12 protein-coding genes, 1 tRNA gene and 2 pseudogenes are annotated in these 17,413 nt (G+C 58.9%); 5 read left to right on the top strand and 10 right to left on the bottom strand.

The genetic code is table 11. The annotated features are described in order from the left end of the window. The first annotated feature begins 136 nt into the window (after positions 1-136). Entirely contained in the window at positions 137-976 is an 840-nt protein-coding gene (locus tag ACTG27_RS08840; protein WP_439979513.1) for a sterol desaturase family protein, read from the top strand. 111 nt (positions 977-1,087) lie between these two features. Here ACTG27_RS08840 and ACTG27_RS08845 read toward each other — a convergent pair. The 9 genes and pseudogenes from ACTG27_RS08845 to tadA form a co-directional block, all read right to left on the bottom strand. Then, positions 1,088-2,502 (bottom strand): annotated as a pseudogene (locus tag ACTG27_RS08845) (basic amino acid/polyamine antiporter). A gap of 9 nt (positions 2,503-2,511) precedes the next feature. After that, positions 2,512-3,414, bottom strand: coding sequence for a homocysteine S-methyltransferase family protein (locus ACTG27_RS08850; RefSeq protein WP_139441525.1), 903 nt, complete (start codon positions 3,412-3,414; stop codon positions 2,512-2,514). 293 nt (positions 3,415-3,707) lie between these two features. Then, positions 3,708-4,250, bottom strand: a complete 543-nt coding sequence (locus tag ACTG27_RS08855) for a hypothetical protein (protein WP_219594069.1) — start codon at positions 4,248-4,250, stop codon at positions 3,708-3,710. Between the two features lie 19 nt (positions 4,251-4,269). Beyond that, positions 4,270-5,587, bottom strand: a pseudogene (locus tag ACTG27_RS08860) (hemolysin family protein). Between the two features lie 190 nt (positions 5,588-5,777). Next, positions 5,778-6,488, bottom strand: coding sequence for a phosphate signaling complex protein PhoU (gene phoU, locus ACTG27_RS08865; RefSeq protein WP_005334097.1), 711 nt, complete (start codon positions 6,486-6,488; stop codon positions 5,778-5,780). An 85-nt stretch (positions 6,489-6,573) separates the two neighbouring features. Next, the gene (pstB, locus tag ACTG27_RS08870; protein WP_005334102.1) at positions 6,574-7,392 is read right to left on the bottom strand and encodes a phosphate ABC transporter ATP-binding protein PstB; all 819 of its coding nucleotides are present in this window, start codon (positions 7,390-7,392) and stop codon (positions 6,574-6,576) included. Positions 7,393-7,525: 133 nt separating this feature from the next. After that, a complete protein-coding gene (gene pstA, locus ACTG27_RS08875) occupies positions 7,526-9,175 on the bottom strand; it encodes a phosphate ABC transporter permease PstA (protein ID WP_005359546.1) in 1,650 nt (549 codons plus the stop codon). Between the two features lie 32 nt (positions 9,176-9,207). Beyond that, positions 9,208-11,445, bottom strand: coding sequence for an ABC transporter permease subunit (locus tag ACTG27_RS08880; protein ID WP_439979514.1), 2,238 nt, complete (start codon positions 11,443-11,445; stop codon positions 9,208-9,210). Positions 11,446-11,649: 204 nt separating this feature from the next. Continuing rightward, positions 11,650-12,195: a tRNA adenosine(34) deaminase TadA gene (gene tadA / locus ACTG27_RS08885; RefSeq protein WP_050498476.1), complete on the bottom strand. Its 546-nt coding sequence runs from the start codon at positions 12,193-12,195 to the stop codon at positions 11,650-11,652. 249 nt (positions 12,196-12,444) lie between these two features. On the opposite strand from tadA, the gene ACTG27_RS08890 reads away from it, so the two are divergent. The 4 genes from ACTG27_RS08890 to aceA all read left to right on the top strand — a co-directional run bounded on the left by ACTG27_RS08890 (position 12,445) and on the right by aceA (position 16,567). After that, positions 12,445-12,521: transfer RNA gene (locus ACTG27_RS08890), tRNA-Pro, on the top strand. 222 nt (positions 12,522-12,743) lie between these two features. Next, entirely contained in the window at positions 12,744-12,884 is a 141-nt protein-coding gene (locus tag ACTG27_RS08895) for a hypothetical protein (protein ID WP_005334106.1), read from the top strand. A 688-nt stretch (positions 12,885-13,572) separates the two neighbouring features. Continuing rightward, positions 13,573-15,180 (top strand): malate synthase A, encoded by a 1,608-nt coding sequence (gene aceB, locus ACTG27_RS08900; RefSeq protein ID WP_439979515.1) that lies wholly within the window; start codon positions 13,573-13,575, stop codon positions 15,178-15,180. A 73-nt stretch (positions 15,181-15,253) separates the two neighbouring features. Further along, positions 15,254-16,567 carry an isocitrate lyase gene (gene aceA / locus ACTG27_RS08905; RefSeq protein ID WP_005344572.1) on the top strand — a complete coding sequence of 438 codons (1,314 nt, stop codon included), beginning with the start codon at positions 15,254-15,256 and terminating at the stop codon, positions 16,565-16,567. 118 nt (positions 16,568-16,685) lie between these two features. Here aceA and hda read toward each other — a convergent pair whose 3' ends face one another. Next, positions 16,686-17,387 (bottom strand): DnaA inactivator Hda, encoded by a 702-nt coding sequence (hda, locus tag ACTG27_RS08910; RefSeq protein ID WP_033114378.1) that lies wholly within the window; start codon positions 17,385-17,387, stop codon positions 16,686-16,688. Positions 17,388-17,413: the final 26 nt, after the last annotated feature.

Here is a 17,413-nt window from a genome sequence, read left to right on the forward strand (position 1 = left end):
TCACCATCCATCGGATTGAATTGCGGCCTCACTGCAAACTCACCAGAGCCATCGGGCAAGAGGCTCGAAAATGTTAATGAAATATTGCTTTCATCCTTTATGCTGGAGAGCAATTGCTCTGAATGGATATCTGCTCATGGATGTGCAACTGATCCTGCTCTACCTATCCCCCCTCTTTCTGGCCTTTATCGGCTGGGAGATGGCCTATCTGCGCAAGCATGGCGCAGCTTTTCCAACCGCCACCTACCAGTGGAAAGATCTGCTGGCCAACGCCGCGCTGGCCCTGATGCATCAGGGGGGCGATGCATTGGCAGCCATCGCCATCGCTTACCTCTACGATACCCTCTGGGGCTGGCGGCTGTTCGATATCGAGCTGAATCTCTGGAGTGTGCTACTGCTGTTCCTGTTGCAGGATCTCTGCTACTGGCTGTTCCACTTCACCAGCCACCATGTTCGCTGGCTGTGGGCCTCCCACGTGGTGCACCACAGCTCGGAGCGGCTCAACCTCTCCACCGCTTTTCGCCAGAGCCTGATGTATCCCATCTCCGGCATGTGGCTGTTCTGGATCCCGATGATTGTCATCGGCTTCCCGCCCGAGGCGGTGGTCGCCACCGTGCTGCTCAGCCTCGGTTTCCAGTTCTTCGTCCACACTCAGGTGGTGGGCAAACTCGGCTGGCTTGAGTGGATCTTCAACACCCCCTCCCACCACAGGGTGCACCACGCCAGCAACGCCAAATACATAGACCGTAACTTTGCCGGGGTGCTGATCATCTGGGATCGGCTGTTCGGCACCTTTGTCGAGGAGGACCCGGCCGAGCCGTGTCGCTTTGGCATCACCAAGCCGATCCACAGCTTCAACCCCCTCACTCTCACCTTCCACGAGTGGCACGATATGCTGCGTGACGCCCGTGGCCTGCCGTGGCGACAAAAACTCGCGGTGCTGTTTGGCAAACCGGCCGGGCCTGCCAGCCGCTGAGCCTTCGCCCCGAATCGCAACTCCCGGATAGCAAGCCCCTGATAACCAGTCCCTGATAACAAGAGAGCGCCACTGTGGCGCTCTCTTTTATGCTCAGTCACCTCTTCGATGTCAGAGATGGGCGAACGACCAGACGGCGGGGATCAGGCTCAGCAAGGTCACTCCGGCCAACAGCCGCTCGCGACCACTCAGGCAAAGATCTGTGCCCAGCTGACGACGGCTGTAGAGAAACAGCAGCAAACCCGGCCCGTAGAGCAGCAAAGAGAGCAGCAGATACTCCACCCCGGCGGCATAGAGCAGCCAGAAGCCGTAACCGCTCGACACCAGTGCCACCGCCCGCATCAGGCCTCGGCCCTGCCCGCTCTCCCCTTCCTGCTGAACGAAAGCTTGAGCAGAAACAGCCCGATCAGCAGGTAAGGCACAAGGATCATCGAGGTGGAGATAAGCAGCAGGCTTGTGTAGCCCTTGCCGAGCAGCCAAACCAGCAGCAGGCATGTTTGCACCGTCAGGCTGGTGAGCCAGAGCGATGCGATAGGCGTCCCGTTGCGGTTCTGGCGCCGGAAGGTGGCGGGAAACGCGCCGTGTCTGGCCGCGCTGAAGGGCACCTCGGCCGAGAAGAGGGTCCAGCTCACGTAGGAGGCAAGCACCGAGACGATAAGGCCGACGCTGATGAGCAGCTTTCCCCAGGAGCCGGTCATCTGGGCCATCAGCCCTGCCATGGAGGGGTTGGGCAGCGCCGCCAGCTCGGGCCGACTCAATATCCCCAGCGCCAGAACCGAGATAAGCACATAGAGCAGCAGCGCCAATAGCACCCCAAGCACGGTGGCCGTGCCCACATCCCGCCGGTTTCGGGCGCGGGCCGACAGCACCGCTGCCCCCTCGATACCGGTGAAGACCCAGAGAGTGATCAGCATGGTATTGCGCACCTGCTCGGAAACCGGCACAGCCAGGGTGCTGCCCTGCTGATCCGCCGCGAAGGTAACAGGGTCGAACCAGTAGCAGGCAAACAGAATAAACAGCAGCAGCGGCAGGCTCTTGGCCAGGGTCGCCACCAGATTGAACAGCGCCGCCTGCTGCACGCCGCGGGCCACCAGCAGGTGCACCGCCCAGAGGATGCAGGACTCGCCGACAAACGCCGCCAGGGTATTGCCGTCACCAAACCAGATCTGCTCGGGGGTATCGATAAAACTGCCCAGCGCCGCAAAAGCGATGACCAGATAACCCACCACGCCGATGGTGGCGCAGAGCCAATAACCCCAGGCGGAGAAGAAGCCCACCAGATCGCCGAAACCGGCGCGGGCATAGCTGTAGATGCCGCCATCGAGATCCGGCCTTAACCGCGACAGATAGAGAAAACTCATGGCGAGCGCCACTATGCCCACCCCGGTCACGCCCCAACCGATCAGCACGGCGCGCGCGCCTGCCACCTCGGCCATGTTCTGCGGCAGGCTGAAGATCCCCGCCCCCACCATGGAGCTGAACACCAGCGCGGTGAGAGACCAGAGCCCAATCTTGTTCTCTTTCATGGGGACTCCTTAGCGCAACCGGCTGCTCAGCGCCTGAATATGCTCGGGGCCGATACCGCAGCAACCACCGATAAGATTCGCCCCGGCCGCACGCCAGCGTTCGGCCCAGCCAAGGTAATCCAGCGGTCTCAGGTCGGTGCGGATCTCGTCCAGCCCGTCGTTGGCGGTGGCCTCCTTGGGTTGCGGCGGGAAGGCGTTGGCATAGGCACCGAGGCGAATGTCAGCGCGGCCCAGCGTCTGCAATCGGGTGCGGGCAACCTCGAGGGCCCCTTCGATCACCTCGGGCTGACAGCAGTTGAACAGGATGGCGTCCACTCCAGCCGCCACCAGCGCAGTCACAGCATCGGCTACCCGCTCACCGGAACGCAGTAGCGGCTCGTTGCCCGGCGCCTCATCTTCCAGGGTGAAAGAGACCCAGAACGGCTTGCCGTCATCAGGCAGCAGCGCTTTGAGGGCCAGTGGCTCGGCGATGAGGCTCATGGTCTCGGCCAGCCAGATATCCACATGGGGGGATAGTGCCCGGATAAGCGGGATAGCCAGCTCGCTCACCTTGTCCGCCTTGAACAGATCGGCACGGTAGGAGCCAAACAGCGGAGGTAGGGAACCCGCCACCTGCACGGCGCCCTTCTGCTCGTCAGCCACCTCGCGGGCCAGTTGCCCGGCCAGCGCCGCCAACCCCTCACCGTCGGCAAAGAAACGCTCATCGCCGATATGAAATGGCACCAGCGCATAGCTGTTGGTGGTGATGACCCGGGCACCGCTCGCCACATAGGCCTGATGCACGTCACGCACAGTCTCTGGCGCCTCCATCAAGGCCAGCGCCGACCACTCGGGTTGACGAAACGGTGCCCCCCGCCGTGCCAACTCGCGCCCCATGCCCCCATCCAGCACCCACAATTTCCTGGTTTCCATCTGTCGTGTCTCTTAGTTATGTGCGTTGTTTATTTGCGTATTTTTCTGTTTGTTTTGTTGATCTGCGGTTTCACATCGAATCGCTGCAGATCGTCCTGCTTCATCCTGGGAAGCCCTTTTATTACACAGCCATAAAAACATATGGATGTTTAGATGGCCAAAACAAGATAAAGCAAAGCGCCACGGGCGGCAATCAGTATCAGCAGAAATCAGCGTGCAAACGGCGAGGCAAACGCAGAAATGCAAGAGGCCACCCGAAGGTGGCCTCATCACAATCTTGATCCGCTGGTAACTTAACGCCCGGCCAGCACTCGCTTAATCTGTTTGACCCAGTCGGAGACCCGACCCTGCTGCGGCAAACCGCGCCAGATCTGCTCCCACTGGGCAGGGCTGAGCGGACGACCGAGGCGACGTTGCACACCCGCATAGAGGTAGTCATGGGCCGTGGTGGCCGCATGCTCGGAGGTGAGGAATTTGGAGACCGGATCGGTCAACCGCACATCCCGCATGCCGAGCAGCGGATAGTCGTTGTGCACCGCCGCCAGCATGGTCTCGCGCATGGCGGACTCGATGTAGCCACGGGCAAACAGGGCGGTCACCGACTCCAGCGACCCCTGATCCGGGCCGTGATACTGCTCGTCAAAGACCGGGCTCGGCTCGGCCATGCCACTTTGTACCACCGCGTCGGGATCCGGCTGCGGCACGACCACGGCAGGCTTGGGGGCTACCGGCTTGGCTGCTACTGTGGCTTTGCGCGGCGCACTCTGACTACAGGCACCCAGTGCCAGGGCGAGCGCGACACAGGCCAGCGCACGGAAATGAGACTGCATCTTCATGACTCTTATGTCGCTCCTTTTACGATTCCTGAGCTGGCTTCTCGGCCACCGCCGGTTCGACCCGGGTAACCAGCAGCTGATCAATCTTGTAACTGTCGATATCTACCACTTCGAACTTGTAACCGGCGTATTTGACCGAATCAGTGCGCTTGGGGATCTTGCGCAGCATATACATGATAAAGCCGGCGATGGTCTCGTAGTTCTGGTTCTCGGGGAACTCTTCGATATCGAAGGCGCGCATCACGTCGGAGATGGGGGTGACCCCGTCCACCAGCCAGGAGTTCTCGTCGCGCTGGACGATCTGCTCTTCCACCACGTGGGTCGCCCACTCGCCCATGACGGTGCTCATCAGGTCGTTCATGGTGACGATCCCCACCACCAGCGCGTACTCGTTCATCACCACGGCAAAGTCGCCACGATGATTTTTGAAGTACTCCATCGCTTCATAGAGGTTCAGGGTATCGGGGATGATGATGACGTTCTGCACCAGGTTGCCACCGATCAGGTCGATGCTCTGGCCGCCGATAACGCGGATCAGCAGCTCTTTGGCATCGACAAAGCCCTTGATGCTGTCGAGGTTGTGGTCACAGACCAGAAACTTGTTGTGGGGATGCTCGGCGATCTTCGCCTTGATGCTCTCTTCACTCTCTTGCAGGGTAAAGTAGATGAGGCTCTCGCGGGCCGTCATGGCAGAGGTGACACCAAGGGACTGCAACTCGAACACGTTCTCGATGAGCTGATGCTCCTCGCGCTGGATAACCCCCGCCTCGGCACCAGCATCCATCACCGCATAGATATCGTCGGAGGTGATCTCGTCGTTACGCACCGTGGAGACGCGCATCAGACGGAACAGGGAGTTGGCCAATCCGTTGAAGACCCACACCAGCGGCATCAACACGGTGACGAAGAAGAGCATGGGGCGCACCACCACCACGGCAATCTGCTCGGGCATGGTCATGGCCAGACGCTTGGGCATCAGATCGGCGATCAGGATAAACATGCCGGTGACGAACACGAAGGAGGCACCGGAGCTGATCTCGCCAAGCCAGGGGCCCTGGTAGAACTGAGAGACAATCCCCTTGATGGCGGGGTTGAGGGCAGACTCACCCAGGATACCGCCCAGAATGGCGACGGTATTGAGGCCAATCTGCACCACGGTGAAAAAGTTGCCCGGTTGGGCCTGCAGGGCCAGCACCTTTTCGGCCTGGCGATTACCTTCATCCGCCATCACCTGCAATTTGATTTTGCGAGACGCGGCGAGAGAGATCTCGGAGAGGGAGAAACACACTGCCGCCAACCAGCAGCATTAAAAAGAACAAACTATCGGCAAAACTCATGATTAACCTATTGCTACACCCGCCTTAGCACAAGACGGCAAACTGGGCCCGGGAGACCGGACCGTGAGCCCATCCGGGACTCACACAGGGGGAGTATTCTATCAGAAAACAGCCAGTTGGGGGCTTTATCTTACTCCGACCAGTTATGCAACAAAAAAGGCGCTTCACGCGCCTTTTTATTCACTTCCGGTTAGCCCTTGCCCAGCAAGGTGCCCAGATCATCCGCCTTGGTGTGGCGCACATCCTTGCCTTTCACGTAGTAGACGATGTACTCGCAGATGTGCTGGCAGCGATCGCCGACCCGCTCGATGGCACGCGCCGCCCACAGGACGTTGAGAACCTGGGGGATGGTGCGGGGATCTTCCATCATATAGGTCATCAGCTCACGGATGATGGACTCGTACTCACGGTCTACCTTGTCATCTTCCTTGTAGACCGCCAGCGCCGCATCCAGATCCATGCGGGCGAAAGCGTCGAGCACATCGTGCAACATCTTGATGGTGCGACGGCCCATGTTCTCCAGCGACACCAGCGGCGGCTGCGGCTTGTTGGCGTTGTCGGTCAGCATGCGGGCGATCTTGTCAGCCACGTCGCCAATGCGCTCCAGATCGGTGATGGTCTTGATGATGGCCATCACCAGTCGCAGGTCGGAGGCAGTCGGCTGACGCTTGGCGATGATGCGGGTGCACTCCTCGTCGATCGCCACTTCCATCGCGTTGACCTTGTGGTCGTTAGCCACGATTTTACGCGCCGCATCGAGATCCTGATCGTGGATCGCCGCGATGGCGTCGGTGAGCTGCTGCTCCACCAGACCGCCCATCACCAGCACCTGGTTGCGCACGCTCTCTAGCTCGGCATTGAACTGACCGGAGATGTGTTTATTGAGGTTCATATTGTCCATACAAATAATCCTTGATTGCTCCGATTATGCCTTAGCCGTTGAACCGACTGCCAATCTGTTTGCTGAGATTCATCCTCTCCTCTCCTTAGCCGTAACGACCGGTAATGTAATCTTCGGTCTTTTTCTTGGCCGGGGTGGTGAAAATGGTGTTGGTATCCGAGTACTCGATAAGCTCGCCCATATACATGAAGGCGGTCTGATCCGACACGCGCGCAGCCTGTTGCATGTTGTGGGTCACGATCACCACGGTGAACTGGCTCTTGAGCTCGTTGATCAGCTCCTCGATGGTGAGGGTGGAGATGGGGTCGAGCGCCGAGGTCGGTTCATCGAGCAGCAACACTTCCGGCTCGATGGCAATGGCACGGGCAATCACCAAACGCTGCTGCTGACCACCGGAGAGACCGAAGGCGTTGTCGTGCAGACGATCCTTCACCTCGTCCCACAGGGCCGCACCGCGCAGGGAGCGCTCGGCCGCTTCATCCAGAGTGCGACGATCGTTGATCCCCTGCAGGCGCAGACCATAGACCACGTTCTCGTAGATGGACTTGGGGAACGGGTTCGGGCGCTGGAACACCATGCCCACCTGACGGCGCAGGGCGGAAACATCGACGCTCTTGTCATAGATGTTGTGGCCGTGCAGCTGGATCTCCCCCTCGATGCGGCAGATCTCCACCAGATCGTTCATCCGGTTGATGCAGCGCAGCAGGGTCGATTTGCCACAGCCTGACGGGCCGATAAAGGCGGTCACCTGCCCTTTGGGGATCTTCATGTTGACGTTGAACAACGCCTGTTTGCTGCCGTAGTACAGGTTGAGATCCTTCACCTCCAGCGCGGTCTGCTCCGGGGTCAGGTTGAGCAGGTCCAGCGCGGTGTGCTGGGTAGACGTGGTCGTTACGTTGATCATCTGTTACCTCAAAATCAATCTGGAGTGGCCGGACAGCTGCCGGCGCCCCTCACGTATTGGTGCAGAGAGATGGCGACTCGCGCTCGGCCGCCCCTCTGTTATCTCACTCTTGTATCACTCATGCGGCGCCGGATTAATGCTCCAGCGACCGGAATTTCTCGCGCAAGTGGTTACGAATACCGATAGCGGTCAGGTTCAGACCCACGATCACCGTCACCAGCAGGAAGGAGGTGGCGTAGACCAGCGGGCGGGCCGCCTCGACGTTGGGGCTCTGGAAGCCGACGTCATAGATGTGGAAGCCCAGGTGCATGAACTTGCGCTCCACATGCAGATACGGGAAGTTGCCATCCATCGGCAGGGTCGGTGCCAGTTTTACCACCCCCACCAGCATCAGCGGCGCCACTTCACCGGCTGCACGGGCAATCGCCAGAATAAGGCCGGTCATGATGGCCGGGCTCGCCATCGGCAGCACGATGCGCCACAGGGTCTCGGCCTGGGTGGCGCCCAGTGCCAGCGAGCCCTGACGGATGGTGCTCGGGATCCGCGCCAGCCCCTCTTCGGTGGAGACGATCACCACCGGCAGGGTCAGGATGGCCAGGGTCAGCGCCGACCAGATCACACCGGGTGAGCCAAAGGTCGGGCTCGGCAGCGCTTCCGGGTAGAACAGCTGGTCTAACGAACCGCCGAGTGTGTAGACGAAGAAGCCCAGACCAAACACGCCGTAAACGATGGATGGCACGCCCGCCAGGTTGATCACCGCAATGCGGATGATCTTGGTCAGGCTGTTCTTGCCCGCATATTCGTGCAGGTAGACTGCCGCTACCACCCCCAGCGGGGTCACGATGATCGCCATCAGGAACACCATGAACACAGTGCCGAAGATGGCCGGGAACACCCCGCCCTCGGTGTTGGCTTCACGGGGATCGTCAGAGACGAACTTGCCGATCTGGTGGAACCAGTGACCCACCTTGGCCAGCAGGCTCATGTCGTTGGGCCATACCACGTCCAGTACCTTGGACATCGGCATGGTCACCAGCTCGCCACGCATATCCTTGACGGTGATGGCGTCACGGTCCGCTTGGCTACGCAGTGAGAAGAGCTCTTTTTCCAGCACCTGATAGCGATCGTTGAGGGCCTGACGCTCGCTGGCCAGTTCGGCTTTGAGCTGATCGGTCAGCTTGTCGTCCAGCTCGGCCTTGCGCTCTTTCAGGCGCAGCCGCTCCAGTTGATAGTTGATGCTGCCGATGTCCCCTTTTTGCAGATCGTTGGCCTGTTCGGAGAGGGCATTGGCTCGCGCCAGCACCCGCTGCAGGGCAGGATGCAGATCAGAGGTGAGCTCGCGGCCATCCTCTTTCACCCCGACGATATAGCCATAGAAGTTGCCGTTGGTGGCACGCTCAACCATGGCCAGCTCAGCCGGCTGGCTCTGGGACTTGATGTCCGTCTCCAGCACCCAGCGAAAATCGAGGTCAACGAACTCGCGGTTGCCGGTCTTGACCAGATAGCGGGTCAGCAGCTCGCGCTCTTCCCCTTCCAGCGCCAGACCTGCAGCGCGCAGTCGCTCCACCGGTACCTGCTCACGATCGTTGATTTCGCCGATCAGTACGCTCTTGTTGCCGCTGGCATCTTCCAGCTGCCACTCATAGATGGGGTGCGGCCAGAAGTAGACCAGACCACGCCAGCCGATCAGCAGCAGCAGACCCAGTACCGCCACCAGACTCAGGCTGACGGCACCGCCGGTCATCCAGATCCAGGGGGCCCCTGATTTAAACCACTTACCCATTGTCGATTCCTTGTCCATTACAGAGTCGCCCCTTACATCGAGCTGTATTTTTCACGCAACCGCTGACGGACAAACTCGGCCAGGGTGTTGAACAAAAAGGTGAACACAAACAGGACGAAGGCCGCGAGGAACAGTACCCGATAGTGGGAGCTGCCCACTTCCGATTCCGGCATCTCCACCGCGATGTTGGCGGCGAGGGTGCGCAGCCCCTGGAACATGGAGAAGTCCATGATGGGGGTGTTGCCGGTAGCCATCAGCACGATCATGGTCTCGCCCACGGCGCGGCCAAGACCCATCATCACCGCAGAGAAGATGCCCGGGCTCGCGGTGAGGATCACCACCCGGCTCAGGGTCTGCCACGGGGTGGCCCCCAGTGCCAGCGAGCCCTGGGTCAGGTGCTTGGGCACAGAGAAGACGGCATCTTCAGCGATGGAGAAGATGGTGGGGATGACCGCAAAGCCCATGGCGATACCGACCACCAGCGAGTTACGCTGGTCAAACTTGATGCCCATTTCGTGAGTCAGCCAGATGCGCGAATCGCCGTGCATAAAGGCATTCTCGATGAGCGGGCTCAGGGCGAAGGCCCCCCAGCCAATCAGCAGCAGCACCGGGATCAGCAGGATGGCGTGCCACCCCTCCGGCAGCAAGGACTTGCCGCGCTCCGGCAGATAGTTCCAGAGCAGTGCAGTCAGCAGCATCCCCATCGGCAGCAATACCAGCAGCAGGATCACCCCGGGCAACGCACCCTCGATGATGGGCGCCAGCCACAGACCCGCCAGGAAGCCCAGGATAACGGTCGGCAGCGCCGCCATGATCTCGACCGTCGGCTTGACGTATTTGCGCAGCCCCGCCGACATGAAGTAGGCGGTATAGATGGCACCAGCCACGCCGAGCGGCACAGCAAACACCATGGCGTAGAAAGAGGCTTTCAGCGTACCGAATACCAGCGGCACCAAACTCAGCTTGGCTTCAAAGTCGTTGCTGGCGGAGGTGGATTGCCACACATACTGGGGCTCCGGATACCCTTCATACCACACCTGTTGCCAGAGGGCAGACCAGGTCACTTCGGGGTGTTCGTTCTCCACCGAGAAGAGCTTGAAGGTATTCCCTTGCTGCATCAGCAACAGGTTGTGACGGGGGGAGATGGCCAGGGCAGAGAGTTCACCCCCTTCCACCGTCTCGGTCAGCAGCTTGGTCTCGCCGGTGGCGTGGAAGAAGCTGATGATGCCGTCCTTGTCGGCACTGATGAAGCCTTTGCGAAAGTGCTCGGGAGTCAGCAGATCTACCGCGCCATCACCCTTGAAGTCACGAATTTGGGTGAACTGGCGTTTGCCATCCTTCGCCACTTCGAACCACTGGGAAATCACGCCGTTGTCATTACCCACCAGCAGTGAAGAGGCGCCGGAGAGCAGCTGAACCCGGGTCACATTGGCGTTGGGGGCATTGATCTCCAACACGTTGCGCAGGGAGATTTCGCTCAGGTTATGAATGTCATAGACGGAGAGGCGATTACCCTCGCGCACGAACAGGATCCGCAGATTGGGGGTCAGCAACATCTGATCCACATGGCGCGGCAGGGAGGGAATCGTGTAGTTTTCACTGCTCCACTCAATCTCCCCGGAGATGAAGTTCTCCTCACCGCTCATCACCGTCATCACGCCACGACCATCTTCGGTCACGGCGGCGGTCGCCATCTTGTCCTTGGTGGCTTCGAACACCATCAGTTGCAGTGCCTTCCCTTGCGGGTCGATCACCACAGGCTCTTCGCCGAAGGGATATTGCAGGCTGGGTTCAATCACCCGCACATCGTTGGGATAGGAGACCTTGAACGCTGGCTGGACGACCTGCGCCTTGCCATCGGCAAAGCCGTAAGCGATCAGCCGCTGGCCCGGTGCCGGGGTCGCTACCGTGGTGATGTCACCAGCAACCTGAGCCTGACCCAGTGACTGGCCGACCTTGATCTTGTCATCTCCCTGCACCGCAAAGAAGTTGACCTGCCCTTTATCGCTGAAGCGATAGCCGATCTCGTTCTGCTCTTCCACGCCGAGCCAGGCGGTCTTCCCTGCGACGGGCAGGGTAAACGAGGCTGTCGGCTCCATGGAGGCGCCATTGAAGATGGGTTTCACCACATAGAGCAGATAAAAGAAGATAAGCAGCAGCGCCACCAGTACCAGGGCTCCGCCTGTGGTGACGCCATATTTGGCCAATTTATCCTTGATCCGGCGTTTTCTACTGCCCGCCATGACCAGGTTTAACGATTCCGATGACATGCAAGACCTCAATGTAAGCTAGGCTTCGCGGCATTATATGGCGGTTGCATGACAGTTTTGTTACATCGAGAACGCTTTAACTGAGGTTGTTAACGGAAGAATGGGCGGGGATCCTTTCGAAGGCGGGTGAGCGCAATATATTGTTTATAAAGGGATATTTATGCTGGTGATCAGCAAGGGCAGCCTGCGCTGCCCCCGAATGATTCAGGAAAGGGTATCGTTTGATTGTTGCAGCGCCAGTTTGGCTGCCTTTTTCTCGGCGCGGCGGCGCTTGAAGAAGGCCGACAACTGAGCCGAGCAGGCATCGGCCAGCACGCCGCCGGTCAGCTCGACGCTATGATTGTGGCGCGGGTCCTGCAAGATCTCGAACACCGACCCCGCGGCACCGGTCTTGAGATCTCGGGCGCCGTAAACCACCCGCTTGACCCGGCTATGGATCAGCGCACCAGCACACATACAGCAGGGCTCCAGCGTCACATAAAGAGTGGTGTCGAGCAGGCGGTAGTTCGCCAGCTGCTTGCCCGCAGCCCGGATTGCCATCACCTCGGCATGGGCACAGGCATCGTGTTCACTGATGGAGCGGTTCCACCCCTCGCCCACCACCTGACCATCAAGCACCAGTACGGCACCGACCGGGATCTCGCCAATCCCTTCGGCCCGGGCGGCCAATGCCATGGCATGGCGCATCCACTGTTCGTCCTGCTCGGTTTGACTCGGTATTTCTGGGACCTCTGATGGTTTCACGCCCATCCCCTCTTTATATTGTTCAATTGTGCTTTTTGCATTCCAGCTATCCATACCTGTCAGATGATTCCATAGATAGCAGGCATGATAGCTCGCAGTGACAGGGCGGCGATTATGCCAAATCTGCACGTCAGACCCAAGCCGCATCCCGACTGAGCAATAAAGAAGCAATCGGCATCTCTATGATAAAAAAGGAGTTGCACCCGTTTGGCCATGCTATTAGACTTCCTCCCCGTCAGCCGAGTCTGACTCCGTCGGTGTGTAGCGCAGCCAGGTAGCGCATCTGCATGGGGTGTAGAGGGTCGGAGGTTCGAATCCTCTCACACCGACCATTTTCCCCAGAATAGCCCAGTCAAACGACTGGGCTATTTTTTTGCCTCCGATTTATCCTCCTGACAACGCCAGCCTACCAAGAACAAAAAATACTCAGAACCACTTGAATCTTTTTGCCGAACTCATTAAGATGCGCAACTTTCCGCCGGTAGACAACACAGGGAGGTGGAAACACGAGTGAAGGGATCACTGTCCGGCTTGCGTGCAACACAGGACCAGGCATGAACCAGAACACCGATTTCGCACCCGCCATTACGCTTTATTCCGTTCCTCACGACACCCCTTGCCACACCGAAAGCGAAAATGAACAGGTCATCCAGCTGGATGTGATCGATCTTGCCGAACCGGATGATGACTATTGAGCCCGGCCAGATGGCCGCTCAATCACTGGGGCATCGCCTGTTCAACACACTCAGTTTCACACCCTTGGCGAGAAATCTGCAAAAAACGACAAACTGCTAATTATATCAAGGATGGCAGTATTATTGACTGATGCGTCTCCCTCTTCCCTCCCCGGCATCCCCCCCGACAATTGATACAAACCTACGTTATTGCGCTTCACTTTCCATCGTTGCAACCGCTGGTGCCAACAGAGCCTGCGTCACCACATCAAGTTTAAAACGCACGTTCACCAAATAGGTCTAGCAATAGCAAAACATTCATTGCCACATTCAAACGCAATTTATACGGCTGTTTTGGCAAAGCCTGGAGTTAGGTCGGGATTTGTTTTTGCATTTGTAATTTTATTACGTAATAAGTTACAAAATGAGGGGCAGGGTAACGGCCCAAATTAGCCGTTGTCCGATGGGAAAAAGCAGGAGCATAACCATCTGCGTAGAGCTTTTATACCAACCCAATAAAGTAATAAAAAACATCAACTTAACCATATCCAAAAAACAAGTGTTTAAAAAAAACTGTTGACGTACTCAACAATATTTCGCACCTTATCAATCGTGTTATCCCGTTGTTGCGGGAACGTTTCAGGAACAGGGATTCGACTTTAGTCGTAGTTAGTAAGTTCAAAATGTAATTCTCAAAGGAGTGAACCTTATGTCGGCACCGGCTCAGACCCACTGCAGCGCCCGCCTTCGCATCCAGGGCGAGATGCAACCCGAATACGCGCAAATTCTGACGCCGGACGCGGTGGCTCTGGTCTCCGAACTGGTGGAACGTTTTGCTCCCCAAAGAGGGGAATTGCTGAAACAACGTGTGGCACGTCAGGCCCGTATCGATGGCGGCGAGCTGCCGGACTTCCTGCCGGAAACCGCCCACATCCGTGAAGGTGACTGGACCATTCGCGGCATTCCCGCCGACCTGCAAGACCGCCGTGTGGAGATCACCGGCCCGGTCGAGCGCAAGATGGTGATCAACGCCCTCAACGCCAACGTCAAGGTGTTCATGGCGGACTTCGAGGACTCACTGGCTCCCGCCTGGAATAAGGTGATCGAGGGCCAAATCAACCTGCGAGATGCGGTCAACGGCACCATCTCTTACACCAGCCCGGAAGGAAAGGCCTACACCCTGACCCCCAATCCGGCGGTGCTCATCTGCCGGGTGCGCGGTCTGCACCTGCCGGAAAAACATGTCACCTTCGATGGCGAGCCCATCCCCGGAGGCCTGTTCGATTTTGCCCTCTACTTCCTGCACAACTATCAGGCGCTGCTGGCCAAAGGCTCGGGCCCCTACTTCTACGTGCCCAAGTTGCAGAGCCATCTGGAAGGGCGCTGGTGGAGCGAAGTATTCGCCTGGACCGAGGACAAGTTCGGTCTGCCCCGTGGCACCATTAAGGCCACCGTGCTGATTGAAACCCTGCCAGCCGTATTCGAGATGGATGAGCTGCTCTATCAGATGAAGGATCACATCGTTGCGCTGAACTGCGGTCGCTGGGACTACATCTTCAGCTATATCAAAACCTTGAAGAACCATCCGGATCGGGTACTGCCTGATCGTCAGGTGGTGACCATGGACAAGCCGTTCCTCTCCGCCTACTCGCGGCTGCTGATCAAGACCTGTCACAAGCGCGGTGCGCTGGCGATGGGTGGCATGGCCGCCTTTATTCCGGCCAAGGACGCTGCCGCCAACGAGCAGGTCTTCGCCAAGGTCAAGGCCGACAAGGAGCGCGAAGCCAACAACGGCCACGACGGTACCTGGGTCGCCCACCCCGGCCTTGCCGACACCGCCATGGCGGTGTTCAACGCCACCATTGCGGCTGGTGCCAAGAACCAGATCGGCGTGCTGCGCGAGCAGGATGCCCCCATCACCGCCGCCGACCTGCTGGCACCCTGTGAGGGCGAGCGCACCGAGGCAGGGATGCGCACCAATATCCGGGTTGCCCTGCAATATCTGGAGGCCTGGATCAATGGCAACGGCTGCGTGCCCATCTACGGTCTGATGGAAGATGCCGCCACCGCCGAGATCTCCCGTACCTCCATCTGGCAGTGGATCCGCCACGGCAAGAGCCTGTCTAATGGCAAGGTAGTGACCAAAGAGCTGTTCCGCCAGATGCTGGCCGAGGAGCTGGAGGTGGTCAAAGCCGAGGTGGGCGCCGCCCGCTGGCAATCGGGTCGCTTTGCCGAGGCCAGCGAGCTGATGGAAGAGATCACCTGCGCCGATACCCTGATCGATTTTCTGACGCTGCCCGGTTACGAGCGGCTCTGAACTCCGGGCCCCGGGCGGGGCTCGCCAATAACAAGTCAATGGAAACGTGAAATCAATGAAAGAGGGAACTGATATGGCACTGACCCGTGAGCAACAGATCCAGGCTATCGAGAAAGACTGGGCGGAAAACCCCCGCTGGAAAGGGATCAAGCGCGGCTACAGCGCCGAAGATGTGGTAAACCTGCGCGGCAGCTTGCAGCCGGTGCACACCCTGGCCCAGCGCGGTGCCGACAAGCTGTGGGGTCTGATCCACGGCGACGCCAAGAAAGGCTACGTCAACTGCCTCGGTGCCCTGACCGGTGGTCAGGCGGTGCAGCAGGCCAAGGCGGGGATCGAGGCGATCTACCTCTCCGGCTGGCAGGTGGCGGCGGACAACAACTTGTCCTCCACCATGTATCCGGATCAGTCCCTCTACCCGGCCAACTCCGTACCGTCCGTGGTGGAGCGCATTAACAACTCCTTCGCCCGTGCCGACCAGATCCAGTGGGCCAACAAGGTCGGACCGCAGGATGAGGGCTTTATCGACTACTTCCTGCCCATCGTGGCCGATGCGGAAGCTGGCTTCGGCGGCGTGCTGAACGCCTTCGAACTGATGAAAGGGATGATTGAAGCAGGTGCCGCTGGCGTGCATTTCGAAGATCAGCTGGCATCAGTCAAGAAGTGCGGCCATATGGGCGGCAAGGTGCTGGTACCGACTCAGGAAGCGGTGCAGAAGCTGGTTGCCGCCCGTCTGGCAGCCGATGTGTGCGGCACCACCACCCTGGTGATAGCCCGTACCGACGCCAACGCTGCTGACCTGCTGACCACCGACGCCGACCCGTACGATGCAGACTTCCTGACTGGCGAGCGCACAGCCGAAGGGTTCTACAAGGTTCGTGCCGGTATCGATCAGGCCATCGCTCGCGGTCTGGCTTACGCCCCCTACGCCGACATGGTGTGGTGTGAAACAGCCAAGCCGGATCTGGACGAAGCGCGTAAATTTGCCGAAGCGATCAAGGCCAAGTTCCCGGATCGCATCCTGGCCTACAACTGCTCACCGAGCTTCAACTGGAAGAAAAATCTGGACGATGCCACCATCGCCCGCTTCCAGCAGGAGCTGTCCGACATGGGCTACAAGTACCAGTTCATCACCCTCGCGGGTATCCACAACATGTGGTTCCACATGTACGAACTGGCTTACCAGTACGCCCGTGGCGAAGGGATGAAGCACTACGTCGAGATGGTGCAGGAGCCGGAATTTGCCGCCGCCAGCCGTGGCTACACCTTCGTGGCCCACCAGCAGGAGGTCGGTACCGGTTACTTCGACAAGGTGACTACCGTGATCCAAGGCGGCCAATCCTCGGTCACTGCGCTGACCGGTTCGACCGAAGAAGATCAGTTCCACTGATAGGCCTAGTCCCTTGAGATAGTCCTTGAGATAGCAAAACCCCAGCCTGAAGCTGGGGTTTCTTTTTATCTGCCACTCAAACGAAAGTCAGGTGCACAACCGCACACCGCCGAGAGGATCAGAGCTCGAGGATCTCTTTGACAAAGGGAATGGTCAGCTTGCGCTTGGCGCGAAATGAGGCGTTGTCGAGCTGATTGAGAGTGGTAAGCAGAGTGCGCATATCGCGCGAGAGACGGTTGAGCAGGAAGCGGCCCACATCGATGGGCAGTTTGAAGCCCCGCAGCTCGGCTCGCAGCTGCAGGGCACTGAGCTTGCCTTCATCATCCAGCTCTTCGAGATGGAAACTCACCCCCCAGTCAAGTCGCGAGGCGAGATCCGGCAGCTGCAGCCCCAGCTTGCGCGGCGCGCTGCAACCGGTGACGATCAGCGTCCCTTCCCCTTTCTCCTGCCAGCGATTGTAAAAATCAAACAGCGCCCGCTCCCAAACAGCATTGCCGGCGATGGCCTCAATGCTGTCGAGGCAGACCAGCGGCAGACTTTCGAGGGCATCAAGCATGCTGGGGTCGAGCTGTTCAAACTGATCGAGGGAGAGATAGGCCGCCGCTGCATCGCGGGCATTGACCTCGGCACAGGTGGCATGGAGCAGGTGGGAGCGCCCGGAGCCCTTGGCTCCCCAGAAATAGAGGAAAGGCGACCCCTGACCGATGGCCGCATTCTTGAGGGCGGTGATCAGATGAGCATTGGTGCCGGGATAAAAACTGACGAAGGTTTCATCATCCGGTAGTTGTACGGCTAGGGACAGTTGGGCCGGTTGCTTCACTCGTTGGGCTTTGACTGTGATATTTG

Origin of the sequence: Aeromonas sp. 97A (assembly GCF_051919185.1) — a bacterium.
GTDB lineage: Bacteria > Pseudomonadota > Gammaproteobacteria > Enterobacterales > Aeromonadaceae > Aeromonas > Aeromonas veronii.